The sequence below is a fragment of the Bacillus sp. 01N45 genome (genome assembly GCF_056399205.1).
On record NZ_JBFTQW010000017.1, the window covers coordinates 13,357 to 38,929 of the forward strand.

A 25,573-nucleotide genomic window follows, 5' to 3' on the forward strand; every position below is an offset into this window, starting at 1 on the left:
TGGAGATAGCCTATAGCACTCTTTACTTAGAAATTCCCCTCTTCTAAACGACGTGAAAGTGGGGATAGTTCAAAACTAGCCTACCTTTTTTTTCTTCTATTCTTTTTTATATATTCATAAATACTATCCATAACAAACTCTTCTTTTTCCTTCCAGTACTCTTCCGCTTCCTCTAATGTACAAATTCTTATTAATTCATTAATAGCGGTATCTTTGACTAAGAATGTAGCTACAGCACCTGTAGATTTTGAGTATTTGGCTATTACTGCATCTATAATATTATCCATTTTCAATGAAAAATTTTCTTGAATATCTTGTTTTAAAATTGCGGTGTCGGATAGTTCTTTTAGTCGAGAATTAAGCATATATTCTACATAACCCATTGGCGAATCTATATCTATACGGAAGCGGATATCATCAATAATTTCTAAAACCAATTCCTCATGTTTTTTCCATTTTTCTAATACTGCAGGGTATACTTTCCCTTTATATCGCTCTTCAAAACGTTTAATTTTCTGTTCAAATGTATTTGGCTGCTGAAATTCATCTAATTTTTTTTCAAAATGAGCTAAATCAGTATCCTTTCTTTTTTGACTACGTATAATAAATCTAATTTTTTGTACTTTCCTACCTAACTTAATTTCTTCAAATTCAAAGGATATATCTGTTTTTTGATTTAACTCTTTTTGGGAAGGTTTCAGTACACGTTGTTTAAAATTAGCATAATTAGGATATACATCAATAGCATCTAAGTAGTATCTTAGATTTTCAAGACTAATTGTCCGCTCTTTAATATTTTCATATTGTTTTAATAACTCATAAATTCGGATAGCGTATGTACTTTTTAATTTAACAACGTTAGCCAATCTATAACTTGTAAATTTACTACTTAATTCTAATAAGAATGGCTTCAATAATGGATCAAAACGCAGATCAATTGTCCCTTTATTTTTATTATAAATTGCTGAAGAAAGCCAAGATACTTGAATTAACTCTTCTCCTATCCTAATTTCAATTACTTTAGACACTAATTCCTTTGTAATTTTACTTAGCTCAGTATATTTCGTTGACCCACTTAGGCCAAGTAAATCATGAAATTGTTTAATTGGAAATGTATATGTTTTAAAATCCCGATCACTTGGTTCAATATTACTTGCCAAGCAAAGCAGCATCTTTTGTTCTACTAAATTTAAACGTGAATTTGCTTCAATTAAAGTATTAGATTTCGAAACAATATTATTCTCTTTAATCTGCAAATCTTGTTTTAGAGACATATCTACATACGTCCTTTCCTTACTAGCTTTATTGCTACAATAACTATAACAAATATACCTCTTTTGTTATAGTTAATTTTTAATAACCAAATTTATTGTTTTCCTTAAGCACTTTCTAATTTTCATACAGGTATTCAGATTACTAACATTTAAAACATATAACATAGTTATGTAAACAAGTATGAAAAGGCTATATTTTAAAAATATCCTAATCAAATACTAACAAATTTGGTTCATCGTATATATAACCAAATTTGTTATCTTTAAAACCATTTTTGTTATAATAAAGGAACCAAATTCGTTACCATTAAAACCACTTTTGTTATAGATAGAACCAGATTTGTTATCTTTAAAACCATTTTTGTTATAATAAAGGAACCAGATTTGTTACCATTAAAACCACTTTTGTTATAGATAAAACCAGATTTGTTATCTTTAAAACCATTTTTGTTATAGTAAATCCTTAAAAACCCTTATATAGCAAAGGATTATATAGTCTTAAAACATATAATCATATAAAACATATAAAACATTAATATATAAAACAAACAAACATAGTAAATTATGTTTGTTTGTTTTATATATTAATAAAAATTTTAAATATTATTCATTGCTTTTTGTAAAATTAAGTCTTGATTCATCGCAATATCCTCCAATGTTTGGGTTAATTTTTCATCTTCATTCGCTGGAAGTAATAATAACCAGCTGATAAATTGTAACAATTAAGAAAGCAGATTGAACTTTTCAATCTGCTTTCTTAATTGTTTATTATGAATTTCCCCTCAAAATATCTTCAACTTCTTCTATATTTAATTTACTTGCTTTTGCAATCGTTTCAATTGGCACACCAAGCTCATGCATACCTTTAATCATTTGTATTTTCCCTTGCTGAACCCCTTCTTGAATGCCTTCTTTTTTTCCTTCATTACGAGCATGAGCAAACTTTGCGGCTTCATCCATCAAAACTTTTTCCCTTGCCTCATATGCTTCTCTGAAAGAAGAATCTTGACTCATGCGTTCCCATTTATTCATCGCTTTTTGTAAAATCGGATCTTGGTTCATCGCAATATCCTCCAATGTTTGGGTTAATTTTTCATCCTCATTCGCTGGAAGTAATAACAACCAACGAACAAATGAATCTTCCCAGGGATTTACTTGTTCATTCCGCCACTGTTGCATGAGTTTTGGAATCTCTACGATATGAACTTCGATATCACTACTCAATATCTTCTGTTGTTGTTGATTCCATAGGATTCCTGTTGTATGGAATGCCTCGTGTTCAGGAAACATAACGAAATTTAACAAATTGATCGTAATTGTTTTATGAAGAGAGCTGTATGGCATTCCTTTTTGAAGTTGGGATGTGTATAGCCTTCCCCAATAATATAAACTTCTCTTAATCATATCATGATTATTATTTAGTTGGATTTCTACGTTTACCTTTGTACCTGTATCTAATGTTGCGGAAATATCTAAAATCGATAATTTATCTTCTTCATGTTCGCGGTGCAAGTGTGGGTCTTCTAATTGTAACGAAACAATGGGTGATTCTAAAGAATCCTGTAACATCGCATTTAAAAAAGCAATTAGAATATCTTCATTTCCACTTGTGCCAAATAATTGTTTAAAAGCAAAATCAATGCGTAAATTCACTAATTGTTGGTTGAACATGGGTTTCCTCTCCCCATCTCATAAGATGTTTTTCTTTTATTGTACATAAAAGAGTGATACACATGCAAACAAGCTCTTATATCCATTGACATAAGAGCTTGTTTGACACCATACATAATAAAAAGACTAGTTGCGTTCCATAGAAACTGAAAGATGTCTTATTTAAAGAAAAACTCACGTTTAGTATACAAAATACGAACAAGAATGCCAATATATAAATTCATTTAAGACAGTACACTTTTGAACGCGTAATAACAAAAAGCGAACCAAAAGTTGTACCTTTATGAAAATTGGTCATTTTTTAGAAAGGATAATATTTAAAAAGTAAAACTAAGTTTATATCTTTTTATAATTTGTAAAAGACACCATTAAATATCCAAGTAAAAACTCAGTGATTTCATGCATACATACTAATATCACTGGGTTTTATAGATTTAACATTTTGTATCTTTTGTAAAACTAACTTTATCGACTTCATATGTAATACTTTCTAAAAGTCCTAAAATAAGAACAAGACTGAAACCAGCCTTGTTCTTAAAAAAAACATAAACATTAACGAACATTCATAAATTGATTTTATACAAAAACGAATACCAAAATAAATTTCTTTGGCTAACTTTTAATTGTCCGTAAAAGTATACTCTAACTTTTTCAGAAACTATCACTTTACAAAATAAATATTTTAATTTAACAAAATTATAAAAGTTATATACTTGCTAATATTTTCTTTTCATTTCTTAGTAAAGCCTACAATATTTTTCTATATCAGATAAAATTTAGAATGTTGTCGAATAAATAATATTTATATGTCTTAATTTAATAATACTTGAGTTATTACTACATATATCATAAAAAATTCATACTAGTAATTTTCTACCCCAACAAAATCTCAAAAATTATTTCGCCTACTTTTCTTGCAGAAAGAGCATGCAACCATCTTTCTCCTCTTATATTTACTACAACCAATTCAAGTTCATCAGTCCAACCCAATGCATTGTATCGTACATCATGATCGAACTCTCCCAATTCTTCCCCCTGTTCGCCATTGTTATTTCTCCAGAGCTTAATATGGAAATTAGCTTTACTCCCAAAACTAAATTCATCTCTTGTTTTTGCTGTAATGGGAGGATCCCCATGAAAGAGTTTTCCAGGTCCCCAATCCGCCTTATCTGAAACTTGGACATGTAAATCTATACTTGCATGATTTGCAATTGCAAGTTGTATATTTTTTTTTGGAAATGGAGTAATACCATCCTTTTTTGATAAATGTTCATTAGACATAATTAATCCTCCTTTTATTTACATTCACCTTTAATATGTTCTTTTATTACTTAATATAAACTGGGAATATTTGGTTACATTAAAAAGTTTTTGAAAAAATCTCACTCCAGAGAACATGAACTGGAGCATGACAAATGAGATACTTTAAAGGAAAACAATTCAAAAATATACAGAGACGTTTAAATTGGTATTAGGGTGTTTATTTACTTCAAACTGATTGGTGATATGATATATAAATAAATTAATAAATATAAAGAGGTTATACATAAATTAATGAGATAACAATAGCACTTGAAGAGGTGCTTGCATTATTTAATTTTTGGAGGTTATTATGACAAATACAGAACAATACTTGAAACGTAAAACGTCAGGACTTCATACACCTGCTGTAACTGAAATAAAGAGCTTAGCTGAGTATATAGATTTATTCTCGAGTGGGAAATTTACAAATTATTTATTTAGGGGAGAGCCGACCAATTATGACGAAACCCTATCTTCAGGTTTAAGAAATATAACACACCCTGGTCATAGACCAGAACATGGAGTCAAAAACGGAAATACATTTCTTAATATGCAAAAAGAATTTAAAAGAGAAGTTTGGCATAAATTAACTCCCGATGAACGTACACATTTTTCAGCTTTTTCCCAACATCATGGGATTCCGACAAATCTTATCGATATAACTACATCACCCTTAGTGGCACTATATTTTGCATGTCAAGATTATAAAAACCCGAAAAATACAAATGAAGTGCAGCTTGATGAAGAAAAAGGAATTGTGTATTTATTTAAAGATCAATTTGTTGACATAACAAATATTTTAACAAAATTTGAAGACGTAAATATACTAGAACTTTTTGCGACTTTTGAAAATGATATGTTCTTAGATATGTATAATTTATTTTATAAATTTAATAGAGAACACCCTGAAGAATTTTATAAATACTTCAAAAAACTATATATTGATTTGTATGAATTCTTAAAGTCTCCCCCTTTATCTATTCCTGTGATAGATGTAAATAAGTTCCCTCCTTACGAAGAAGGTAGATATGAATTGAATTTCTTCAAAAATTGGGAAGAGTTACTAAAATTTGATATGGAATTATTAAATTTTGATAAAAAGATAAAAAAACTTTCTTATCCTGTATTTATCTACACAGCCTATCTACAAATATTATTAGCAAGTCTGCATTATAATCCAGCGCTAGTTGACAAGAACACATATTTAAATCTATTTCCTAACTTTAAATATGCTCCTATATTATCTTTTGAACGGGGACGAAATCAACAAGGGTTATTTATATATCAAAATTATCTTCAGAGTGATGAATATACAGAAAGTCCTTATATTGAAGGTATACAAAGGATTGTGCCCGATAAAGTAGTTGTCATCAACAACAAAGAAAAAATTCTTGAGGAACTTAATTTTATAGGGATTAATGGGAAATTTATTTATGGAGATTATGACAATATAGCGAAATACATAACAAGTAAATTTCAATAAAATATAGATATGAACCACATTTCTCAATGAATAAAACAACTTAACATGGTAAAATAATATTTGGATGGGAGTCCAATACATATTATTAAAATTAAAGTGGTTCAAGTCGGAGGAAGGCACCTTAGGGTGTCTTTTCTTTTGTATATTAATTTGCTATATTTTGCCCATCTTCCTTTTCGGGGGATGGGCAAAAACACCCAAAATGCTGGTTCCACTCCATATAAAATTAGTCAGTTACAATTCCTAATTGATACAATGGTTCTAATAAGGGTAAAAAACTATTTATAGGAGGTCACTATGTACGATTTAACAATAGGGTTAGAATATGACAGGGCTTTAGATTTAAGCCCGAGATACCGATATGATTTTGTAGGGATTGATTATCAGAACGATTATATTTATGGATTTATTTTCGTTTTTCGTACGATAAAAAAAGGGAACGGAACAGGTAATGTATTAATTGATTTAGTTCACAACTCTAACATCAATGCTCTCCAAGCCCATATACATGGCGATTGTCATTTCCATACCTTCCAATACAGAATGTCTATGAGCAATGAATCAATTAAAATTACAGACCACATTTCTTTAGAGAAAGTAAAAAATACAACAAATGATGAATATTACGCACTTATAAAAGAACAAAAATATCGATTACTCAATAATGGCCTTAATAATCAAAAGCATACAAATTTATCTTTAGTTAAACATTTACTATTTACAGAATATAATCAGCACATAGCAAATGTAGATACTCTCGAATTTGCTCCAATTTTCAAGTTACAACAAGAGCATATAGGGTATAACTCTGAATACTCAAATTACATGAATGTGTCACAATTGGCTAAATTTGATGATAATCTAAAGCACTCCATAGAATGGAAGCAAGCCCGAAAAATTATCCTAGATAAAATGGAACATTTAAAAAAACAAAAGAAAAAAATACTAACTAAACTTTTAGAATGGAACGATTTAGAGAACTCTCGTTTGATTGAATCGTAAGAAAAAACGTTTTATGATGAATAGAATATTCAATAACAGTTATTTACATAAAAGAAAAAAGGCCTGCTATAGAAGCAGGCCTTTTCGATTTATTGATTTCAGTAAGGAAGAGGGCTTACTTCTTCATTTTCATGTCGATGATCGCATTTTCTGCAAAAAAGAATCCAATTTGGATGTTCGTCATACATCGGGATCATTTCAACTTCTTTTTCCTCTCTTTTGACACATACTGGACATAGCATATTCATTTCCTCCTTTTTATGCACGATATTGATTTTCATTTTTGTAAGACTGCATATTGAACTTCCTCTGAAACAAATAAACTTGCGGAATTCACTTTTATACTACATTTTCCTAACCGCCGCTTTACTTCTGATTGTAGTTTCTCACTTGCTTCCTCTAAAGATTGTGCTGGAATAATCGTAGATTGTGAGTCTGTTACCTTGCCACTGTACATCACTGAAAAGTTCAATTCATATTGATGTATCAAGATTCTTACACTCCTTTTCCTCTTAAATTTCCTCACAGATCATTCTTACTTGTCGCTTCTTCTTGTAATTTTTGAAGAGTACGCATTTGCGGTACATACCAACTTTTTCTTAATCGGATGATCGTAATACTCACAATTAAAATTAAAAAGGCTTGTAGGAAAATATCTTGTGTTTCCCATAACGTGCACAAATACAAAAGGCTTCCCGAACAAAAATAATACATAGCCAATAATAGATTTATATTTGCAATTATCATTTGTTTCCTTACAATCGCGGCGATTCCTGCTAAAACAACTGTACAAACTCCTATACTTAACAAAATATATGCAATAACCTTTAAAAAAAGCATCCTCACACCCCTTTCTCTCTGAGAACTCATTTAAACCACTTAAAGAGCCGAATAAAGAGCATAATCTCATTCGATACCAAATGTATTAACAGTTTCTTTAAAATCAATTACAAGTGAATTTGAAGCGTCATTTTTTCTGAAAGGGAAACTTTTTATGTTGAAAATCATATATACTTTGTTTTCCAACACATCCAATTGAAAACCCTGTAAAAAAAGTTGCACCTATGATTTTTAATCCCCATTGCCATGTGTTTTCCTGTAAAAAATGGTGCGAAACATAGAGACATACCCCTGTACAAATAATGATCCAGATTCCATATTCATCATATTTTCTCTGTTCTAACTTTTGTTCCTGGAACGGATATACCTGGATAAATAAAAAGGCTATCAGCAAAACTGACAGCCCAATTCCCAATACAATCATTCTTTATCGCCCCATTTCCACTCGATTAAACCTCTTTATAACGCTTCTGTAACAATTGCTGTACACGTGCCGCATACATTCTAAAATAGGGAATATTTTGTGTGGCAACCTTTCCAAAATCCATTTGCATTAATGTTTCTTCTAACAGTTTGAACTCGAATTCTAAAAATTTATCATGCTGTTTCTGAATCGAATGCGGGATATTATGCAAGGCATCCGCAATTTCTCGCACATATGTCACACTGGATTCATCTTGGCTTGAATAGGAAAATACATTTCGAATCAATACAAACGTTTCTTGCAATATTTCATACCCGATATGATGCAATACATTTTGATTCACCAACTCCCCTCATTCCTTTCTCTATGGTCCTTCAATTCCTGTATTGATTTGGAACTCATAATTTTCTACAAACCATTTCTCACCTTCCAATACTAAATTTAATTTCATAGTGTGTTTTTCTTGTTGTTCTGTTCCATCAACCGTTACAAGATAATCATATTTAACCGTTACATCCGCTTTATTATCAGCGGTTTTGATGTAGTACATATCTGTTATCTTTGCTTTCGTTTGAATGTGCATAGAGCCATCATCTTCTATATGGTTATGTGCATCCTCTGGCGCATTTAATAATTTATTTCGTGCTTCCCCTGTTATCATTTCTTTAATCTTTTCAAATCCTGGCTTTTCTTTTTGCTTGTTATCATTCTGTATTAACAGCTCTACAAACTGTTTTGCTACTTCTTGCCCTTTATCTTGGGTATTTTCTGTTAAAACTGTTACACGCTTTTCCAATGCTCGATTCTCTGTTTTTAGCTCTTTTACTTGTTCCGTCCATTTCTTTTCTGTCTGCTCAACTTTATGCTGTAAGGTGCGATTTTGATTCCATAACCATACACTGATACCCACTAGTACAACTATGATTAAACCAACGATTCCCTGTTTCATCCCTAATCCTCCCTTTCTTTCCGCTTATTTCGGCAAATAAGGTGCTGGGTCGACTTGACCAAACGTCAAAGATGTTTTGATCTCAAAGTGAAGATGTGGCCCTGTTACTTGCCCTGTTCTTCCGCAAACACCTACCTGTTGACCGACTCCAATGTTTTGACCTTCCTGTACAGTAATGGACGACATATGACCGTATAAACTCCAATATCCATTCCCATGATTGATTACAACTACGTTTCCATATCCGCCAAACCCCGAACCGGAAGCGCCAAATTTCGCCCACTCTACGACGCCACCTTTCGACGCGGCAATTGGTGTGACACCGTCTTGGCAAGAATAATCAATACCTTTATGAATAGTGCCCCAGCGTGGCCCAAATGGGCTTGTAATCGTTGTTTGAGCGATAGGACGAATAAACCCTTGTGAGCTTGCTGATCCAGTATCTACAACGCCGCCTGGCTTTCCCGCTTCACAATTAAAAGTAAGGCCGCCCATTTGCGCCACAAACTTTGTTACTAATACAGGCCATAAACCATTTGTACCATGCGGATCATTTGCGGCTCCTGGCGGTGCATATTTCGCTCCAATTGCTTCTATGGTTGTTATCCCCATACCGATATAGTTTTTATATAAGTTTCGGGCCATAGCGTTGATTCCTTCATCTAAAGTGGCAAACTTCATAAACCCTTTCATTTGCGAACTGCTAGGGTCCATGAGGCCCCCAGGGTTGTTATAGTTCTTTACTGCATTAGAAGTACCGTTACCCGTTTCCAATCTTGCAATGGCCGCTAGTAAAACGGGATCGATTTGGTTTTGTGTTCCTGCATTTAAAAAGGCTTGTGCTTTCCCTGTAAAAACGCCGCCTAAATGGGGCTGTAATTCTTCTGGTGCCACTGTTTTTCCACCTGGCCGACAAACCGTCATTCCATTACTTGGGATGGTTGCTGGTGCTTCCTCTTCTTTTTTGCCAATGCCTTGCCCCAAAACGATAAATAAAAGAAATCCAATACAAACGAACAATCCTATCGTGAAAGTAGAACTCCCAAAAAGAAATGTCAGTAACCAGGATTTCTTTTTCTTCTTCTTTTTTTGTTCTTGTGCAATCTCTTCTTGTACCGTTTTATCTACAACTTCTTTTATTTCTGGTCTCATATCATCCCTCCCCCCTTACAACATGTATCAAGATTGATTGGAATACTTTCGAACAATCAGCCCATATGTAAGGGCCAAAAGAATAGGTATAATCGCTAAAACATGAAATAGTAACGTTAAAAGAGTAGATTGCTGGTTTTGTATAAAGTCTAATAATCCAAAATGACCGATTCCTACAAACCAGATAAAAAAGGCTAGTTTGGCCCTGTCATCAATAGGGCAACGTAACTCATTATGGATAATTTGGAGAGTTAAAAGAATGAGCGTATACCAGATAAGTAACCCTAAACCAATCCATCCTAATAAATCTGTCGGCCATTCTCTCTGTATGAAAAGAATGATTATGTTCATCCACCCTAAACACCCAATACAGAGAAAAATACTGATACTCACCATTTTCATACACGTTAATCCCCAGTGTTTCATAGCTATATCGCTCCTTTTTTCGTAAAAAAATAGTAAAGTCCTAAAAGTCTAGGACTCTACTCATCTTTTTTTTGTGGCTCCAAATCATCTAAGTTATCTAAGTTTTGCGGATCAGTAGAAGGCATCCAATTTTCACTTCCCGCGGCTACAGCTCCATATTGTATATCTGGTGTATCGATTGTTTCCGCTTCTCCTTGAATCGGTTCATTTTTGCTTACTTCTTTCTCATTTACTCGTGTTAAATCAGTAGGGGAAATGGATTCCGTTGGGATAAATGAGTCAGAAGAATTTGTTTCTTGTACAGTTGACTCGACATCTATATTAGGGTTTTTTGCAACAATTTCCCCCGCTTCATTTACTTTTGCAGGAATAGCATCTGGAATATCTGCACTTGTTGTTTCTGGTGTATGAGGGACAATGACACCTTCTTCATTCACATCTGCACGAATTGTATCTGGTATTAAAGGTTCATTTGCCTCTGTTTCAATTGGCGTTGAAATTTCTTGTTGTGGAATATGTGTTGAAGTTTCCTGTTCTGGTTGTATCTCTTGGTTTGAAATATCCATCGGAATTTCTTCTGTTGGAATGTCTTGTTGTGGGATATCGGATGGGATTTCTTCAAATGTTTCATGATCTGGTGACACTTCCTCTAATGGAAGTTCTTGTGTTGGTACTTCTGTTTGAATCTCTTCATATGCCTCCATATCACTTGAAACTTCTTCTAGTGGCATTTCTTGTTCTGGTACCTCTGTTTGGATTTCTTCATATGCTTCCATATCAGTTGAAACCTCTTCTAATGGTACCTCTTGTTCTGGTACTTCTGTTTGTACATCTTCATGTACTTCTATATCAGTCGGAATTTCTTCTAATGGTACTGCTTGTTCTGGTACTTCTGTTTGAATTTCTTCATAAGCCTCCATACCAGCTTGTGTTTCTTCCCCTGTTGGGATTTCCTCATCTTCTAAAGATACAAGCTCTGGTTGAACCTCCATTTCTGATTCTTCTACTTCTGTTCCTTCTTGTTGGTCTTCCATTTCTTGTTCTAATGCTTCCTTATCTAAGCTGATAAGGTCTTGTTGCATTGGTGCCTCTTCTTCACCTGGTGTCGTTTGTTCTTTTCCTTCCTCTTCCTGCTGTGGTAAATTCCCTTCTTTATCACGATCCTGTAAAGAAATAAGATTTCCTTTCTTTTTATTCTCTTCTTTTTCTTGATCCGTTTGATTATTTGGTAAATCATTCGGTATATTCGCTTGCACTAACGGGTTGGCTTTGGTCTTTTCGTCATCTGTCCCAGCATTTTCTAACTGGCCGCCTGCCGCCGCTAATTCAGCCGCGCTGTTAAAATGTGCTCCCATTTTGTCTCCAATATAAGACATTGTGTTTCCAGCGTACTCTTTTCCTTTATCTACAAAGTTTTCAGTCATAAGAGATATATTTGTAACTGTCTCATACACGCCACGTGCTCGACTAAAGGCCGCAACAATATTTCCTCTAAACAGGTAGCAAAGAACAAAAACAAGAATTTGGAAAATCATTGTAGATACATACCCTGCAACGCCCGCTTCTGGCAATACATATAGTAATTCTGCCACCGTAAAGATGATAACAAGCATAACAGACATAAATATTTTTAATGCCAATGGGCGAATCCATTGTGAAGCCCAGCTTTCAATGACTCTGCGGTGTCCTGGCAATAGAGCCACCGCCATAACGATTGGTGAGATAATACTCATGACAAGGAACCATAATTGGAATGCTACAATCAATAAACAAAACGCAATTACTGGAACACCTGCGAATGTATTCACGACATAATACATGACTGTAAATACAAGGCGCTCTCCTACAGAGGAAATAATCATCATTTGGTTTCCTTGATCCTTTACCTCTTTTTGTACTATTTTTATACGATCTTCACCTGGCGCTTTTGCCAATAATTCATCTACTCGTTTAGCTCCCAATTTTTCTTTTGAATCTTCCCCATACTGTAGAAACAAATATGGTCGTTCAACTAACAAATCCCAAATCTGCTTTTTCACTGAAAAGATTGCATCCGCTTTGGAACGTCCTGGATCACCTGCAACCGTTCCTGTTGCTTTTGCTAATACCGTTACACTAATTTCAGAACTAATCGTATTTGCACTCTTTAAAATCGTACCTGCATTTCCAATGTACGTAACAATAAAAGCGATAACCAAAACCGTTTTCACTAACTCACTTAAACCTTTTGAGGGCTGACGCTTAATAAAAAAAATATAGCCCGCATAACAAGCCGATAACACACAAGCAATGCCGATAATTGCTGGGAATAGTCCAGAAGATGAAAAACCGCCTTTTCCAATACCAGCGATATTTTGCATAGCCGCACCTAATTTATCCGCTACGGTATCTACAATATCCAGGTTCAATGCTTGATCGACTAAAAAAATTGTTAACTGGCCAAGAATTACATTTAACTGAAACGCCATATTGGCAAGCCATTGACATGTTGTATACAACATTCTTTGTAAGTCTTTTCCTACACTATCATCACCAAATAAGTATCCACCAACTTTTTGAAACACGTTCTTATCTTCTTCCTTTGGTTGATATGTGTCGATTTCGTAATACTTATCTTTGTAAATCCCATCTGTGTACCCACTAAATAGATTTTCAGAGATTCGCGCTCCTTTTTGTTCCTGTTTTTCTTCTGTTTTTGTATCTTCCGCTAGGGCCACATGGGACCCTAACGGTAGTAAGAAGAATGCAAGAATCATACAAATAGAGAAAAGTTTTTTCATTCCTTTTGCCCCCATTTATGGACATGTACAGGTTTAACATCTCCTACAATTGAATTAAGACTATTTGTTGAATCCCATGCCCATTCATAATTTTTCCACTTATTATCCTTTTTATCTTTAACCATTCGGAGGTATAACCCCATTTGAGCCTTTTCTACAGGATCATAAAATTTTATTCTGTAATAAAATTCATCCTCACCCTCTTGTAAATCATATCTATACAAATCGTAGCGCTCTTTCATTTCTTTACTAATGTCTGGATTTTTTACTCGATCCTCTCCAAAATCATATTTTTTGTACTGTAGTTCATTTAATTTTTTTCGGTCCATTTCAATATAAGCCTTTAAATAAGCAACTGCGGCTTTATCTGATTCTTTCATATCACGCTCTTTCTGACTTTCTTGTTGATTTGCATTACTTTTCGTTTCATTTGAGCAACCCGAAACCCCCGCTACCATCAACATTCCTGCTACACATAATCCAGATAACATACGTAATTTTTTCATCGTTCCATCCCCCATATACAGATAATTTAGAATACTCTTATCTGTATTGTAATACGAATTACGCCAATTGTTGTGCGCGTTCTTCGTCTGTTTTCGTAGAGGAATCAAATGCAGTCTTTAATTCTTGGAAAACAGGATCAATTTCTACAACCGCAGTTCGGCCAAAAATATCCTGGAATAAGGCTTCGCCGCGTCGTAACTGGCGTAACATTAAGATATTTTCTTCTGTGACCGGTAAGTTATAGTAACGCAACATTTCTTCCGCTTCCTTATCGTATTTCAGCGCAAAACAGAACTTCATACCCACATTGGCAACCTCTTTGTTTTCGGATTGATAATCGGATGCGTTTTGTGTTCCTAAATACAATCCGATATTGTGATAACGTCCTTCTCGAATGATTTTGTCAGAAGACGCCGCACCCTCTTTATTTTTCAAAATACTTGATGCCTCATCTTGTAGGTATACTTTGAAAATACTACGATCGGAATGCATTAAGGATTTACCAAATGCCGCTAATGCAATTAAGATACTACGAGATAATTTGTCTGTAACACTTTCATTCTTTTCCTCTGATTTCGGAATGCGTAAATGTTGAATTTGTAATACTTGTAACGGGCGTTCTAGGCTTAATACGCGGTAATCTTGACCTGGTCTACCAAACAATAAATCTCCTAGCTGGATGCCTTCTAAGGTTGCTAAACGATTTGTAAGAGCGTTTAATCGTTCTAATTCAGTTGGCAATAAGTTAGGTTCTTTCTTCATTTCCTCTAGTTCTTTACGAACCAAAGTTAAACATGCGTCTTCTTTTTTCGCTACTCGTTCAATCGCTTTATATAAATAGTCATATCGGATATCTTCTAATCCTACATCCGATAGGAACGTTAAAATTTCAAGTGCTAAACTCTTTGCATCTTCTATTGTTGCGCTTATTCGGAATGGGTCTAAACAGCCCGCATCCTTTTTATCCTTCCCAAGCGTCCATACTTGCAAGGTATCCTCATTGAACCCTGGCAATAATTCTGGCCACCTTGTGCGGTCCCCTTTAGGATCGATTATAAATGCCCTTCCCCCACTCATCACAATCCAGAAAGCGAGTAAATTCATCAAGAAGGATTTTCCTTTCCCTGTTTGCCCCGCAAACATAACTGATAAACTCTCAAACGCTGTTACAATGTTATCTAATGCTTTCGCCGCTAGTTCTGGACGAACAAAAACAGGACGATTTAATTTCTTTGTCTTTCCAATGTAAAACCCTTGATTGTCACCAATTTGCGTTGTGGCCCCGAACATGCCCATTGCAAGTACGCCTGGTTCCACAAATAACTTAAAGTCCGTATTATAACGTTTAGAGCCTGGTAAGAACTCGTAGAAGTATGCTAATTGTTCTCCATATGGATTGACCAATTCAATTTTCATTTTGCGATATTCTGTAATCAGCGTATTGACGCGTGATTTTAATGTTTTCGCATCTTCTGCATATACACAAAACAGTACACTTAGTTCATATCCAGGTGCTCCCGTTGTTTCAAATCGATCTTTTACAATTTTGACGCCTCTTGCTTTACGATCAATTGTTAAATCTGTTGTACGACCGCCTACCATTGCTTGTTGGCGTTGATCGTTTAATTCCAGTTCACTGTTCGAAAGTTTTTGGGTAACCATCTGGTTTTCTAAATGATACGCTCGAATACTCATTTCAACAGGAAACTTTAATGAATGAGATTGAATGCGATAAATCCACTCTCCACCAGGAAAAGCCGATATTTCGGGCATATCTTTCACCGCAAGAAAAGCAACATGAGAGGTTTCCATTTCCCCTTCTTCATTTTGTCTTTCGAGTATCAGAGAGCGCCCTGGGCTTTCATCAATCACCGTATCCGTTAAGTGCACCATTTCTTGTAAATCTGGCCGACGTACTTTTACCGCCTTTCCTTCTTCATTTTTCAAGGTAACTGTAGAACCTACTTTCCAGTTTTGATCCCGATTCAGTTCTTTCATGCCACGTTTGAAGTTATGATGGAATAAAAAGCGCGTTGTTGACGGTTTCGCACGTCTTGTATTATGAAAGGCCCCTCTAACCTGGCTAAATAACACGTCTTCTACTTCTAAATAATTTTCAATTTCCTCTTCTAAAATATCCGTCACATTCATACCCGATATGTTTTGGGCTGTCTCTGCAAATCCTTCTCTAACCTTCTTCATAAACTTCCATGTTTCTACGACAGGATTACGAATTTGTCTTTCTTTCTGTTCCATATTCAGTTGTACTAAAACGAAAAAGCGATATTCCATGTTCTCTTTCGCAATGGCCGCATTTCGTAAGTATTCTTTTACCTTTTTAAAAAGAAAGCGTCCTGTTGGGGCCATTGGCCCTTTTAAAGTGGAAATATGTTCATCCAGAATTTCATCTGAATTTGTTGTACGAGGAATCACAAGCAAGTGGATATCATATTCTTGATGGGTAAATAGAGCGAGTTGATTGCGATAATATACTTTTTTTGTACTTTCGTCTTGATGATCGTATTCAAATCCGTCTACTTCATACACTGCGGATACTTTTCCGTCTGTACTAAACGCTAAATTCTTTTCAACGTGCTTTAATGGTGGTCTGTTCATCTTTTTCAACATATTCAACTTCCTCCTTTTGGGGTAAAAATGTTACATCATAAGCGTGTATGTCGTTCTCTTCTTCACTGAATGAATGTACGATTGGTAAATCTTTGACGTCATGTTGTACACATACATGACCATAAAACATATGTTTTTTAAGTTTGGGTACATTCACCAAGCGACTACTTTGATGCTTCCGTAAACGAAATGTGATCCAGGACCGAACAAAAGAGAAAAGTGATTTTCCATCCGTTTTATATTTATCTGCTCCCCATACGAGGAAAAGAGGAATCACACCATAATACATGAGCCAAACTTGATCGATCATATCCCCAAATATCCATTTAAAGGGAGGAAGGAAGCGGAAGGCTACAAGCCCCGCTTCTACCGCCGCAAAATAACCAAGTGCCCTCCATGTAACCGCACGCGGAAGACGATATCCCATAATTTCGTACTGTCTTCGCATATAGTTCATATAGCTTCCGAAACAATAGACAATGATAGATTTTGATTCTTTTTCTTTCATGTATCCCTCTTCCTTTCCATCCCTTACTTAGACGCCAAACAATCCGCCTAACCACGTTCCGATTGTTTTTAATGCATCTGGTTTGTTAATGAAGAATACAACAATCCCGCCGCCAACAATTAACGTAATCGCTTTTCCCCATGCGCGCTTTGCCGCTACGATCAAGATAACAATGATAAACGCACAATATAACGCGTATGTTCCTTGTGTCCTCATCATTTCGAAAAATCCTTCTAACCCGATTCCTAACACAAAATGATTTATATTGAACATATACATGCCCCTCTCCTATTTTGTTTTTAAGTCTGTTACGATCCATTGCTTTCCATCTTGTTTTACAAACAACGTATAACTTGTTTTCATTTTCGATTCAGAATGTGGATCAATCATAGACACCTCTGTTTGTACCTCATATGTGCCTTTTGTTTTTCCTGGATAAATCTTCGAGGAAAGTACATTTTCAAATTTCATGGCTCCTTCTAACCCCTTAATATCTGTATTGGCCAAAACATACGCGAGCTCTTTTTGTGTTGCGGTCGTATAGGATTTAAAAAAGGTTGGCAAAAATTCTCGAATGTCTTCTTTTACAGTGATTTCATGAATTTCCTCTCGTTCTTTTCCTTCTTTTTCTTCTGGTACTTCTGCTTTTTCATTCACCTTGACAATTTGAGGGAATCCACTAATCACAAAAGCCTTTCCATCTGATTGAACAGGAACTGACACTTGCTGGATCACCTCCTTATCCTCTGGCCCGCTGTTATCTGCTTTCATGCGGCTTAATTTGTATTTCACTTTAAAAATTACGTTTGCTTCTTTATCTGTAACCTCATCTACTCTTAATACAGTTGCGTATAGAAAATTGGAATCCCATTGCATACTTACAAAATCTAAACCAACTTGCGGATCAAATGTTTTCGGTATATAGGGATGTAAGCGCTCTGAACGCTTCTTCTTGCCTTCATCCCCTCTTTGCCATGTAAAGTATTCCTTTGCGAATCCGCGCGCAAATTCAATTGCTTCTGGACGTGAGGCAAGGTTTTGTTTTTGCGTAACTTCCTTTGGAGTAGTGCTGGCCTTTGCTTGTGTATCTCCCTTTCCTTTTACTACGGTTGTGACGGATACAATGAGCATCCAACAAAACAGGATCCAAAAGGCCCATTTTCCAATTAAGCGGCCTTTATAGGATGGAATCTTTGTCGCTTTCCTTGCCTTCCCTTGTTTACTTTCAAATGTTTTTGCAAACCACTTTTTCACCTTTTGAAACATATTCATCCCCCCTTCAATTTCGGTACTGGCGTAAAGATCGTTCGTAGCAATCACAAGCGAATGAAGCCATACCAACCGCGGTTAATTCATCTTTTATTTCATTTCTTGCATAATTGATAAAATTGTTGAGTTTCGTTTGACTGCCTGTGATATAGGGAAATCTAGCATGAACCACATACCGTTTATCTTCATCCCTCCCCACTTCAAAGGACGCTCCATCTGTAGCCCGAAACGCCCTTACAAACTCTAAACCTTCCAATATATCCATTTTCATCCCCCTTACGATCGACTATCAGCCATCTTCCATATTCCCACTACCACCAGGAAGAGAAGTAACACGCCTTCCCATCCTTGCGTATAGTAAATTTCCACCACCTTACTTTTTACCGCTTCCCAGGCTTCTCGTGATCCTGGTACTCTTTCAAATAACCAATCTGAAAAGACAACTAACAGAAAAATACTGGCGCTTATCGATAAAATAAACCGAAACACATTCTTAGAACCTCACTTTCTCATTTGGATTTTGAATATTCCGATAAATATTCCCGAATGGGTCTTGCAATATATCTTGAAACAGTGTGATATAAACTGGAATTTCTGGACTGCTTACCCCTTTTAAGTAGCGAATCAATTCTTTTTCCCTACTTTCACTACCTGCAACAAATACCAGGCGCCATATCGGTATTTCATATCCCATACCAGCATGTGTCCGATAGTCTGCCTTTTTTCCTTCTTGTGTCATGAAATCGTTATAACGGATGATCTTTTTTTCTAATACTTCTTTTGATCCGTAAGAACGTTCCATTTCCATGAATACACCAATGTTTTTATCAATCGCTTCTTTTAATCCAATTACCGCAACCCCGTCTGGGCGTATGACGCGATTTTTTCCTTTTGCATATTGGAATGTGGCCCGCGGTTCGTTAATCCATTCCTTTAGTTCCAATCTTTCTTCTCTCTTCGATATTAATGTCATGGCACATTCAATCTTTGCTAACATTAAACTGTGATACACAAAGGATGCCGAACGTTGGGACCAACTACTTTTCCAATGTACACTCCCTCTTAATCCACAAACTGTTTCTACTCCCTTTGCCGCAAGCGTATATACGTTTTGCGGCCTTCCAGATTTACGAACCTGGTTTCTTGAAACAGGTATGGGAAGTAATTCATTTTTTAAATATTTTTCTTGTACCAAACGATTCAAACGGTAGTATACTGATTTTTTCTTATGGTTCGGATATACTTTTTCTGTTATATACTCCATATCAACATAGATGTGATTGTGTATATCCATGAGTAAGTTTTGGTCTTCTTCCAATAGCAACATACTGCACATAGTCTCTACTCCTTTTCCCACATATCGAAAATGCTTTTTTCTCCTTTCATAACTGCCTTCATTTCATCCTCACCCTTTGATGGTTCAATGATTGGCGTTTCTTCTGGAAGTTCTATTTCTGATTCTTTTGTTTGTGTTTCTGGCTGTTTCACTTCTTGTTTTTCTTCTTTCACTTTTACCGCTTCGGTAGCTTGTTTTCGAAATGGGATAATTTGCGCTTGATGTGTGGGTTCAACTGGCTTTGTTTCGGAAACAGGTTCTTTCACTTCTTCATTGGAAGGTGCTTTTTCTTCTAATTCATCTAGCCCCGATGTCACAACAGGTTCTTCTTTTGTTAAATTGACTTTTTCGGCTTGTTGATACTTGCCTTTTCCATATAGAAACTCATCAATTTCCTTGTCGATTTCTAATCCTGCTTTCCCATTTTGTTGCTCTAAAGAATGAATCTTTGCTCTGGTCCATTCATTTGATGCATGAATTTCTTTTTCGTTTTTATAATTCGCCGCTTTTCCATTTGGTAGGTATCGGTCTAATGGTGGAACACGTATCGTACACCACACATTTTTTGCCTCACCTCTGATATAATCTTGTGTTTGAATCGCTACAACTAAGTTAGGAAGGTTTTGCAAATACTCTGTACGGAATTGCTTTTGCATAATGCCCTCTAACGTTTTTGCGGAATTATGACCTTGCCTACATACAAAGTAATTTCCGCCCGCTTCTGTTAACATGTCTGTTAGCTCTCTGTCTAACTGTCCCGAAACTTGCTGGGTAATTACCCATAATCCAAATCCATGCTTCCGATCCTTCGCAATAATTTTAGGAAGAACAGGTACTGGCACGTCATGGGCTTCATCTATTACGCCTAAATGTAGTTTAGAACCATGCGGCCGCTGTTGGGCGATTCGATGATATTGGTTACAAATGTAACCGACTGTAAGCAATGTATCTTCTTTTCCCATTCCTGCTAAATCGTAAAAGATAAGGTGTCCCTCATCCATCCACTTTCGAATTTCTAAGGAAAAGCCTGTTTGCCCGTACATACGCTTTAAATACAACGTATTACGGAAGATATCTAATCGGTTTAAAATCGCTTGTGTGCTGTCTTCTAACGCGCTTCCCACTTCATATTTCCAAAAGTGAGAGTAATATTTTTGTTCTGGCCCTTGTAAATTGGCGATTACATTTGCTCGAAACAGTTCATCACTAATGAAGAGTGGGATACTTAAAATGGTATGAATTTGACTCTTATCACAAAGCAACGTCCCAATAATTGCCCTTAGTAATCTTTCGGTTTGTTGTGCTTGCCCTTGAATCATTAACTTAATCATTTCCATAATGGATTCAACCACTGTTTGGATATCTTCATTTGAAAAACGATGAAACAAATTCAAAGCTGGCGGATGATCTGTGTTTCGAAAACGGATAAAGTGAACCTTACTCCAATCCACTTCTTTCCCATCCTTTTCCGCTTTCAATAGTCGATTCATTGCTACATATGCCAAATCTTCGGTTGGATCAAATAGAGACAATCCACCCGCTTCATTCGGATTTTCTAGCCATTTATCAATGACACTTTGCATTAATCTCATGGCAATGGTGCTTTTACCAGACCCAACTTTCCCCGTAATGTAACCATGATTCTTGAAAAAGTCTTCTCGAATTTTTACTAATCGATCCTTGATATAGGGATGCATCACATGGCCAATTGAAATGCCTTCGGCCAATAAATCATTTGGTATCATGTTTTCCCCTTTATCTAGATACAAGATGTTGCGCTCTGTCTTGCTGTTTTTATCCCCTGTTACGTTAGGAAGATGGAACAAGTTTAATAGCTCTGATCCCGTCCATATCATTTTCCCGTATACGGGATGTGGTACAGCTGGCATACTGCGTCTTAACCTTCTGTATCTAAGCTCATTCACATCGGCCATAATACTTGCGACCATATGTCCTAAGTTCTTGATAACAGGTACACCAGGATAATAGTCACTTGCGAATGAAACGGATACTTGAAACGCCACTTCATTTTTTGCAAACCGTTTATTTAATGCGCGAATTTCTTCTTTCTCAAAAGCATCTAAACCATGCTTTTTCTTCTTTCGAATGACCTTTTCTGCTTTTCGAATCCCTTTTGTCAGCTGATACCCGTTATCTGGTGTAAAAGCAATATCAATCCATGTCTTTTCTTCCATTGCGCTTCCTAACATCGGTAATACATCACGTGTATAGCGCGCGAGTGATAATGTGGCATCTAGCCGCTTTCTCTTTAATACCATCCGTCCTCCTACCGCTTTTCTTGTTGGAAATGGCATTTCTTCCTTTGGGACGGTATAAATTTCACTGTGGGTATAAGCGCTTTGTATGGCTTGCACAACCTGTTTGATTTTATCTTCTGGACCACCTACATAAAAGCGAACACGCTCATTTTCTCCCTCTGGACGATACATCGTCATGCGGTACCAATCGCGACCTTTTAACAGACGTTCTAAAGGCTTTCGACCCGAACCATGTACATGCCGAATCATTTGCCCTAGTTTATCTGGTGTGACTTCATCATCTATGTGCGGAATGAATAATACGTATCGATACCGCTTCTTTTCTAGATATAAATAGATGCCATGTAAGACAATCCGTATGACAATTCCCAACAGGATCAATAAAGCAATCCCACGAAACACACCGACTACAGTTGGCACCAGCTTCATCAATTCTGTGAGGATTTTTTCTTTAGAAAACCAGACAAATGCAACAGCTCCTATACCTAAAAGCATTTTCCAGTTCTTTTCTATGAAGTTTTCAATTTCTTTGTCGAGCTTGCTGTGCGCCACTTCTTCACTTCCTTTCTATCCTTGAAATGGCCTTATGCAAGGGCTACTAGTTTTTCACGATGCTTTTGTGTTCGTTCTTCAGCGGCTAGTTGAATAAGAATTTGAGGTTGCATGATCCCGTTTTGAGGTTTGTTAATTTGATCTAAGAGTGTTTTATAGTTGAAGAGTTCTTGTTTCACTTGTTCAATATCTAATTCACCATTTACCAATACTTGTTCTTTCCAAAAGGTTTCCCAGCATTCTTGACGATTTTGATACGCTTGTTTTCCCATCTTGCTTCCTCCTTTTAAGTGGGGAGGATATTCAGTGAAAGAATGTCCTCCCATGAATATTATGATTTGCGCGCTTTTTTGTAAGGGTCTAGCGTGACCAAGAGAGAAGAGAAAATCATGCTTTTCCCCATTCTTCCCGCCCATTCTTCTGTACGCTTATTTGTTGAAGGTGTATGTGTTGTATGAGGAACTCGACCGATATAAAAATCGCGTTTACTTCGCATATGCTTAATTGGTTTCATAAGAAATCCTCCTGTATTGTTTTATCTTTCTATATCGCTAAATAGAAATATTCTGTACATCTAAGAGGTTTCATTCATTATGAAGCTACTAAATCTAATTCTTCTAAATCTGTAGAAAGGATCGTAATTTCTTGTTGGTGCTCTTTGAACAGAACATGTTGGATATTTTTTCGCAACTGAAACCCATCTTCCACCAATGCAAGTAAATATGATTTCGTATATTTCCTATCATTGATTTGATAATGTACATCAAATATGCACATTTGATCCCGCCCTCCCTTATCAGTTGAGAGTGTTTTACACTTCTTGATTCTTACGTTTTCTAAATGCGTAAACAGCTAGGATACTACCAAGAACGACAAATGTAACACCGATCCATTTCCAATATGGATTTTCAGTTTTGCCGCCTGTTGTTGGTAAATGACTTTCTACTTTCTTAGGTTGTTCTTTCATCGGTTGTGGTTGTTTTACAATGTGTTGTGGTTTCTCTGGTGTTGGTACAGGTTTTTCAATGACCTGTGGTGTTTGTGGCTTCTCTGGTTGTGGTTTTGGTTGTTCTGGCTGTGGTTGTTCCGGTTGCTCTGGTTGTGGTGTTTCTGGTGTTGGTGGAACTTCTTTTTTCTGATCTGCTACAACATGTTTGATGATCTCACCATCTGTTTTAATTTCAAAAGAGAATGTTTCTTCATTAATTAAATATCCTTCTGGTGCGAATGTCTCTTTATACGTGTATTTACCAGCTGGTAATCTCTCAAACTTTGCAATGCCTTGTTCGTTTGTTTTTCCTTTCACGACTTCCTGGCCTTGCTCGTTATAAATCGTAAACTCTGCACCTGGTAGCTTGTTGTTTCCATCGGCTACGTCTACTTTTGTAATTTCAATTGAGCCTTTAATCTTTGTATTTTTTGCAACTAGCTCAATTGTTTTTCCGTTTTCAGTAACGCTAAACGGAATCGGGTCTTTTACCAGCACATAGCCCGCTGGTGATGTTTTTTCAATGAATTGATACTTTCCAAATGGGATATTATCAATTTTGATTAACCCGTTTTTGTCTGTCTTATGCTCACTGATTTTCTTGCCTTTTTCATCGGCTAAGATAAAAACAGCACCTTCTAATTTTGTTTTCCCATCTTCATCTACTTTTACAAGCTGTACATTCCCTTTTACTTGATCGTTTTTCACTTCGAATGTAAGTGTTTGATTATGCTCTTTTACTTCAAATGGATACTTTGTTTGATTTAATAAGTAACCTTCTAATCCTTTCGTTTCTTGGAAGTAATACTTTCCAAACGGAAGAGAATTTACTTTCGCAATCCCTTCTTGATTTGTAGTTACTTTTGTAACTGCTTTTCCTTCTGGCGTAAATACTGTAAATTCAAAACCTGGGAGAATCTTGCCTGTATCACTTACTTTTTTAATCTCAATATTGCCTTTGATCTGTACATTTTTCATTTCAACAACAGCAATTTCACCTGTTTTCACTTCAAAAGGCTTTGGTGTAGCATCTAACACATATCCAACAGGTGCTTTCACTTCTTTTACAGTGTATGTGCCAAGTTCTAAGTTGCCCATTTCAGCGATACCGTTTTTGTCAGCTGTAATCGTTCCCATAACTTGTTGATTGCTGTTTGCGATTTCAAATACTGCGCCTGGTAGTGGCTTTTTGTTTTCATCCACTTTCATCACCTTTAAGGCGCCATTTGCTTTCCAGAATACTTGTAAGTCTGTGCTTACTTGTTCTGTACTGCGCTCTAATAATACAGTTGCATCTTGAATCGTACTTGTTCCTTTATATACGATTGCATGAACATTCGTTAGATTTGAAACGACTTTTAGAGATAGTTCACTACTCTTAGAGGATTTTGGTACTTGAATACGGAACTTTTCTCCTAGTTGGAATGTTTCTTTCACTTCACCTTGTTCTGTGACAATACGTGTGCCTTGTGGTGCATTGTTCATTTGTACTTGGAATGTACCTTTTTTTGCATTTGTTTGAACGTTGTATGTTGTTGTTTCGAAATATTCACCGTTTAATTGTGCTTCTTGTTTATCCGTTGGAATGACATTCATCCAGACATCTTGTGTATCCTGGCTTTGATTTGCCGCGTGAATAATGTTCTTTGCCGCTTTTTCAACAGCCGCATTTTTGAACTGTAATTCATCAACGGAAATCTGGCCAAGTGCATTCCAAAGAGCTAATTGCGTTGCGTAGTGGGCTTCTTGCCAAGTGGAAACCCCTAAATTTTCTGGTATTTTCTGTGGGTACCCATTCAATAAGACACGATAGGATACATCATCTGTTTTACCTGATTCGGGTAAATCCTCTCCATTTGGGGATTTTAAACCGTATACCAGACAATACGCGATTTGACCACTGGCGTTCTTTAGTAGTTCTGTACGAACATCTTTCCCATACTGCGGACTATAGGCCCAATCCATCTGATACCTTTCTCGATTGATTACCTCCGCACTGGCTTGATTCAGTGGAATCAAGAAGCTCATAACGAATAAAAGTACACTCGTAAAGAGTAGTAGTGTTTGATACGATCGTTTCAAAACCATTTTTTACAGCTCCTTTAAGATTATTCAGTTTTCAAAGGACAGAATATTCAGGATTTTATCTTTCTAAATATAGAACAATAGACTTTAGTCATAATTATTTCGTCTTTTAGCCGAA

27 protein-coding genes and 1 pseudogene are annotated in these 25,573 nt (G+C 35.9%); 2 read left to right on the forward strand and 26 right to left on the reverse strand.

Annotated features, from left to right (window positions below; genetic code table 11):
• Positions 1-80 precede the first annotated feature (80 nt).
• From AC1DMU_RS26720 to AC1DMU_RS26735, 4 genes and pseudogenes are all read right to left on the reverse strand, one after another.
• Positions 81-1,274 carry a replication initiation protein gene (locus tag AC1DMU_RS26720; protein ID WP_088064996.1) on the reverse strand — a complete coding sequence of 398 codons (1,194 nt, stop codon included), beginning with the start codon at positions 1,272-1,274 and terminating at the stop codon, positions 81-83.
• Between the two features lie 605 nt (positions 1,275-1,879).
• A pseudogene (locus AC1DMU_RS26725) lies at positions 1,880-1,987 on the reverse strand (Rpn family recombination-promoting nuclease/putative transposase); the annotation flags it as partial.
• A 55-nt stretch (positions 1,988-2,042) separates the two neighbouring features.
• Complete coding sequence (locus AC1DMU_RS26730) at positions 2,043-2,945, reverse strand: Rpn family recombination-promoting nuclease/putative transposase (RefSeq protein WP_426936082.1); 903 nt, start codon at positions 2,943-2,945, stop codon at positions 2,043-2,045.
• 873 nt (positions 2,946-3,818) lie between these two features.
• Positions 3,819-4,226 carry a hypothetical protein gene (locus tag AC1DMU_RS26735; RefSeq protein ID WP_426936081.1) on the reverse strand — a complete coding sequence of 136 codons (408 nt, stop codon included), beginning with the start codon at positions 4,224-4,226 and terminating at the stop codon, positions 3,819-3,821.
• Positions 4,227-4,557: 331 nt separating this feature from the next.
• On the opposite strand from AC1DMU_RS26735, the gene AC1DMU_RS26740 reads away from it, so the two are divergent.
• Both AC1DMU_RS26740 and AC1DMU_RS26745 read left to right on the forward strand, forming a co-directional pair.
• The gene (locus tag AC1DMU_RS26740) at positions 4,558-5,730 is read left to right on the forward strand and encodes an FRG domain-containing protein (protein WP_426936080.1); all 1,173 of its coding nucleotides are present in this window, start codon (positions 4,558-4,560) and stop codon (positions 5,728-5,730) included.
• A 297-nt stretch (positions 5,731-6,027) separates the two neighbouring features.
• Positions 6,028-6,732, forward strand: a complete 705-nt coding sequence (locus AC1DMU_RS26745) for a hypothetical protein (RefSeq protein ID WP_426936079.1) — start codon at positions 6,028-6,030, stop codon at positions 6,730-6,732.
• Between the two features lie 98 nt (positions 6,733-6,830).
• Here the strand turns inward: AC1DMU_RS26745 and AC1DMU_RS26750 are convergent, their stop codons facing one another.
• The 22 genes from AC1DMU_RS26750 to AC1DMU_RS26855 form a co-directional block, all read right to left on the reverse strand.
• Positions 6,831-6,974: a hypothetical protein gene (locus AC1DMU_RS26750; protein ID WP_338782167.1), complete on the reverse strand. Its 144-nt coding sequence runs from the start codon at positions 6,972-6,974 to the stop codon at positions 6,831-6,833.
• 35 nt (positions 6,975-7,009) lie between these two features.
• The gene (locus tag AC1DMU_RS26755) at positions 7,010-7,222 is read right to left on the reverse strand and encodes a hypothetical protein (protein ID WP_338782165.1); all 213 of its coding nucleotides are present in this window, start codon (positions 7,220-7,222) and stop codon (positions 7,010-7,012) included.
• A 32-nt stretch (positions 7,223-7,254) separates the two neighbouring features.
• On the reverse strand, positions 7,255-7,572 hold the full coding sequence (locus AC1DMU_RS26760) for a hypothetical protein (RefSeq protein WP_338782163.1): 318 nt from the start codon (positions 7,570-7,572) through the stop codon (positions 7,255-7,257).
• Positions 7,573-7,699: 127 nt separating this feature from the next.
• Complete coding sequence (locus AC1DMU_RS26765; protein WP_000636253.1) at positions 7,700-7,996, reverse strand: hypothetical protein; 297 nt, start codon at positions 7,994-7,996, stop codon at positions 7,700-7,702.
• 25 nt (positions 7,997-8,021) lie between these two features.
• The gene (locus AC1DMU_RS26770) at positions 8,022-8,342 is read right to left on the reverse strand and encodes a hypothetical protein (RefSeq protein ID WP_426936078.1); all 321 of its coding nucleotides are present in this window, start codon (positions 8,340-8,342) and stop codon (positions 8,022-8,024) included.
• Between the two features lie 18 nt (positions 8,343-8,360).
• The gene (locus AC1DMU_RS26775) at positions 8,361-8,945 is read right to left on the reverse strand and encodes a hypothetical protein (RefSeq protein WP_098851493.1); all 585 of its coding nucleotides are present in this window, start codon (positions 8,943-8,945) and stop codon (positions 8,361-8,363) included.
• Positions 8,946-8,969: 24 nt separating this feature from the next.
• Positions 8,970-10,097 (reverse strand): peptidoglycan DD-metalloendopeptidase family protein, encoded by a 1,128-nt coding sequence (locus AC1DMU_RS26780; RefSeq protein ID WP_070180414.1) that lies wholly within the window; start codon positions 10,095-10,097, stop codon positions 8,970-8,972.
• Between the two features lie 27 nt (positions 10,098-10,124).
• The gene (locus tag AC1DMU_RS26785) at positions 10,125-10,523 is read right to left on the reverse strand and encodes a hypothetical protein (protein WP_000683507.1); all 399 of its coding nucleotides are present in this window, start codon (positions 10,521-10,523) and stop codon (positions 10,125-10,127) included.
• A gap of 56 nt (positions 10,524-10,579) precedes the next feature.
• The gene (locus tag AC1DMU_RS26790; protein WP_426936077.1) at positions 10,580-13,303 is read right to left on the reverse strand and encodes a CD3337/EF1877 family mobilome membrane protein; all 2,724 of its coding nucleotides are present in this window, start codon (positions 13,301-13,303) and stop codon (positions 10,580-10,582) included.
• Positions 13,300-13,809, reverse strand: coding sequence for a hypothetical protein (locus tag AC1DMU_RS26795; RefSeq protein WP_426936076.1), 510 nt, complete (start codon positions 13,807-13,809; stop codon positions 13,300-13,302). Before AC1DMU_RS26795 ends, AC1DMU_RS26790 begins: the two co-directional genes overlap by 4 nt.
• A gap of 58 nt (positions 13,810-13,867) precedes the next feature.
• Positions 13,868-16,438: an ATP-binding protein gene (locus AC1DMU_RS26800; RefSeq protein ID WP_320483822.1), complete on the reverse strand. Its 2,571-nt coding sequence runs from the start codon at positions 16,436-16,438 to the stop codon at positions 13,868-13,870.
• Positions 16,398-16,946 carry a TcpE family conjugal transfer membrane protein gene (locus AC1DMU_RS26805; RefSeq protein ID WP_426936075.1) on the reverse strand — a complete coding sequence of 183 codons (549 nt, stop codon included), beginning with the start codon at positions 16,944-16,946 and terminating at the stop codon, positions 16,398-16,400. The genes AC1DMU_RS26800 and AC1DMU_RS26805 overlap by 41 nt, the downstream gene beginning before the upstream one ends.
• Positions 16,947-16,973: 27 nt before the next feature.
• On the reverse strand, positions 16,974-17,225 hold the full coding sequence (locus AC1DMU_RS26810; RefSeq protein ID WP_426936074.1) for a TcpD family membrane protein: 252 nt from the start codon (positions 17,223-17,225) through the stop codon (positions 16,974-16,976).
• Positions 17,226-17,234: 9 nt separating this feature from the next.
• A complete protein-coding gene (locus AC1DMU_RS26815) occupies positions 17,235-18,212 on the reverse strand; it encodes a conjugal transfer protein (RefSeq protein WP_426936073.1) in 978 nt (325 codons plus the stop codon).
• Between the two features lie 13 nt (positions 18,213-18,225).
• A complete protein-coding gene (locus AC1DMU_RS26820; RefSeq protein ID WP_426936072.1) occupies positions 18,226-18,480 on the reverse strand; it encodes a hypothetical protein in 255 nt (84 codons plus the stop codon).
• Between the two features lie 11 nt (positions 18,481-18,491).
• Positions 18,492-18,704, reverse strand: a complete 213-nt coding sequence (locus tag AC1DMU_RS26825) for a hypothetical protein (protein WP_033715854.1) — start codon at positions 18,702-18,704, stop codon at positions 18,492-18,494.
• Positions 18,705-18,708: 4 nt separating this feature from the next.
• Positions 18,709-19,551 (reverse strand): replication-relaxation family protein, encoded by an 843-nt coding sequence (locus AC1DMU_RS26830; protein WP_000337181.1) that lies wholly within the window; start codon positions 19,549-19,551, stop codon positions 18,709-18,711.
• A gap of 5 nt (positions 19,552-19,556) precedes the next feature.
• Positions 19,557-22,382 carry an ATP-binding protein gene (locus AC1DMU_RS26835; RefSeq protein WP_426936071.1) on the reverse strand — a complete coding sequence of 942 codons (2,826 nt, stop codon included), beginning with the start codon at positions 22,380-22,382 and terminating at the stop codon, positions 19,557-19,559.
• Positions 22,383-22,414: 32 nt separating this feature from the next.
• Positions 22,415-22,654, reverse strand: coding sequence for a hypothetical protein (locus AC1DMU_RS26840; protein WP_098023119.1), 240 nt, complete (start codon positions 22,652-22,654; stop codon positions 22,415-22,417).
• 59 nt (positions 22,655-22,713) lie between these two features.
• The gene (locus AC1DMU_RS26845) at positions 22,714-22,896 is read right to left on the reverse strand and encodes a hypothetical protein (protein WP_426936070.1); all 183 of its coding nucleotides are present in this window, start codon (positions 22,894-22,896) and stop codon (positions 22,714-22,716) included.
• Between the two features lie 77 nt (positions 22,897-22,973).
• Positions 22,974-23,159: a hypothetical protein gene (locus AC1DMU_RS26850; RefSeq protein WP_000334852.1), complete on the reverse strand. Its 186-nt coding sequence runs from the start codon at positions 23,157-23,159 to the stop codon at positions 22,974-22,976.
• A gap of 34 nt (positions 23,160-23,193) precedes the next feature.
• Positions 23,194-25,458 (reverse strand): SpaA isopeptide-forming pilin-related protein, encoded by a 2,265-nt coding sequence (locus AC1DMU_RS26855; RefSeq protein WP_426936069.1) that lies wholly within the window; start codon positions 25,456-25,458, stop codon positions 23,194-23,196.
• Between the last annotated feature and the right edge of the window lie 115 nt (positions 25,459-25,573).

Coding starts and splice junctions, on each gene's coding strand:
- AC1DMU_RS26720 (WP_088064996.1), bottom strand. CDS start 1,274: ATGTCTCTAAAACAAGATTTGCAGATTAAAGAGAATAATATTGTTTCG.
- AC1DMU_RS26730 (WP_426936082.1), bottom strand. CDS start 2,945: ATGTTCAACCAACAATTAGTGAATTTACGCATTGATTTTGCTTTTAAA.
- AC1DMU_RS26735 (WP_426936081.1), bottom strand. CDS start 4,226: ATGTCTAATGAACATTTATCAAAAAAGGATGGTATTACTCCATTTCCA.
- AC1DMU_RS26740 (WP_426936080.1), top strand. CDS start 4,558: ATGACAAATACAGAACAATACTTGAAACGTAAAACGTCAGGACTTCAT.
- AC1DMU_RS26745 (WP_426936079.1), top strand. CDS start 6,028: ATGTACGATTTAACAATAGGGTTAGAATATGACAGGGCTTTAGATTTA.
- AC1DMU_RS26750 (WP_338782167.1), bottom strand. CDS start 6,974: ATGCTATGTCCAGTATGTGTCAAAAGAGAGGAAAAAGAAGTTGAAATG.
- AC1DMU_RS26760 (WP_338782163.1), bottom strand. CDS start 7,572: ATGCTTTTTTTAAAGGTTATTGCATATATTTTGTTAAGTATAGGAGTT.
- AC1DMU_RS26765 (WP_000636253.1), bottom strand. CDS start 7,996: ATGATTGTATTGGGAATTGGGCTGTCAGTTTTGCTGATAGCCTTTTTA.
- AC1DMU_RS26775 (WP_098851493.1), bottom strand. CDS start 8,945: ATGAAACAGGGAATCGTTGGTTTAATCATAGTTGTACTAGTGGGTATC.
- AC1DMU_RS26780 (WP_070180414.1), bottom strand. CDS start 10,097: ATGAGACCAGAAATAAAAGAAGTTGTAGATAAAACGGTACAAGAAGAG.
- AC1DMU_RS26785 (WP_000683507.1), bottom strand. CDS start 10,523: ATGAAACACTGGGGATTAACGTGTATGAAAATGGTGAGTATCAGTATT.
- AC1DMU_RS26790 (WP_426936077.1), bottom strand. CDS start 13,303: ATGAAAAAACTTTTCTCTATTTGTATGATTCTTGCATTCTTCTTACTA.
- AC1DMU_RS26795 (WP_426936076.1), bottom strand. CDS start 13,809: ATGAAAAAATTACGTATGTTATCTGGATTATGTGTAGCAGGAATGTTG.
- AC1DMU_RS26800 (WP_320483822.1), bottom strand. CDS start 16,438: ATGTTGAAAAAGATGAACAGACCACCATTAAAGCACGTTGAAAAGAAT.
- AC1DMU_RS26805 (WP_426936075.1), bottom strand. CDS start 16,946: ATGAAAGAAAAAGAATCAAAATCTATCATTGTCTATTGTTTCGGAAGC.
- AC1DMU_RS26810 (WP_426936074.1), bottom strand. CDS start 17,225: ATGTATATGTTCAATATAAATCATTTTGTGTTAGGAATCGGGTTAGAA.
- AC1DMU_RS26815 (WP_426936073.1), bottom strand. CDS start 18,212: ATGTTTCAAAAGGTGAAAAAGTGGTTTGCAAAAACATTTGAAAGTAAA.
- AC1DMU_RS26820 (WP_426936072.1), bottom strand. CDS start 18,480: ATGGATATATTGGAAGGTTTAGAGTTTGTAAGGGCGTTTCGGGCTACA.
- AC1DMU_RS26830 (WP_000337181.1), bottom strand. CDS start 19,551: ATGTGCAGTATGTTGCTATTGGAAGAAGACCAAAACTTACTCATGGAT.
- AC1DMU_RS26840 (WP_098023119.1), bottom strand. CDS start 22,654: ATGGGAAAACAAGCGTATCAAAATCGTCAAGAATGCTGGGAAACCTTT.
- AC1DMU_RS26845 (WP_426936070.1), bottom strand. CDS start 22,896: ATGAAACCAATTAAGCATATGCGAAGTAAACGCGATTTTTATATCGGT.
- AC1DMU_RS26850 (WP_000334852.1), bottom strand. CDS start 23,159: ATGTGCATATTTGATGTACATTATCAAATCAATGATAGGAAATATACG.
- AC1DMU_RS26855 (WP_426936069.1), bottom strand. CDS start 25,458: ATGGTTTTGAAACGATCGTATCAAACACTACTACTCTTTACGAGTGTA.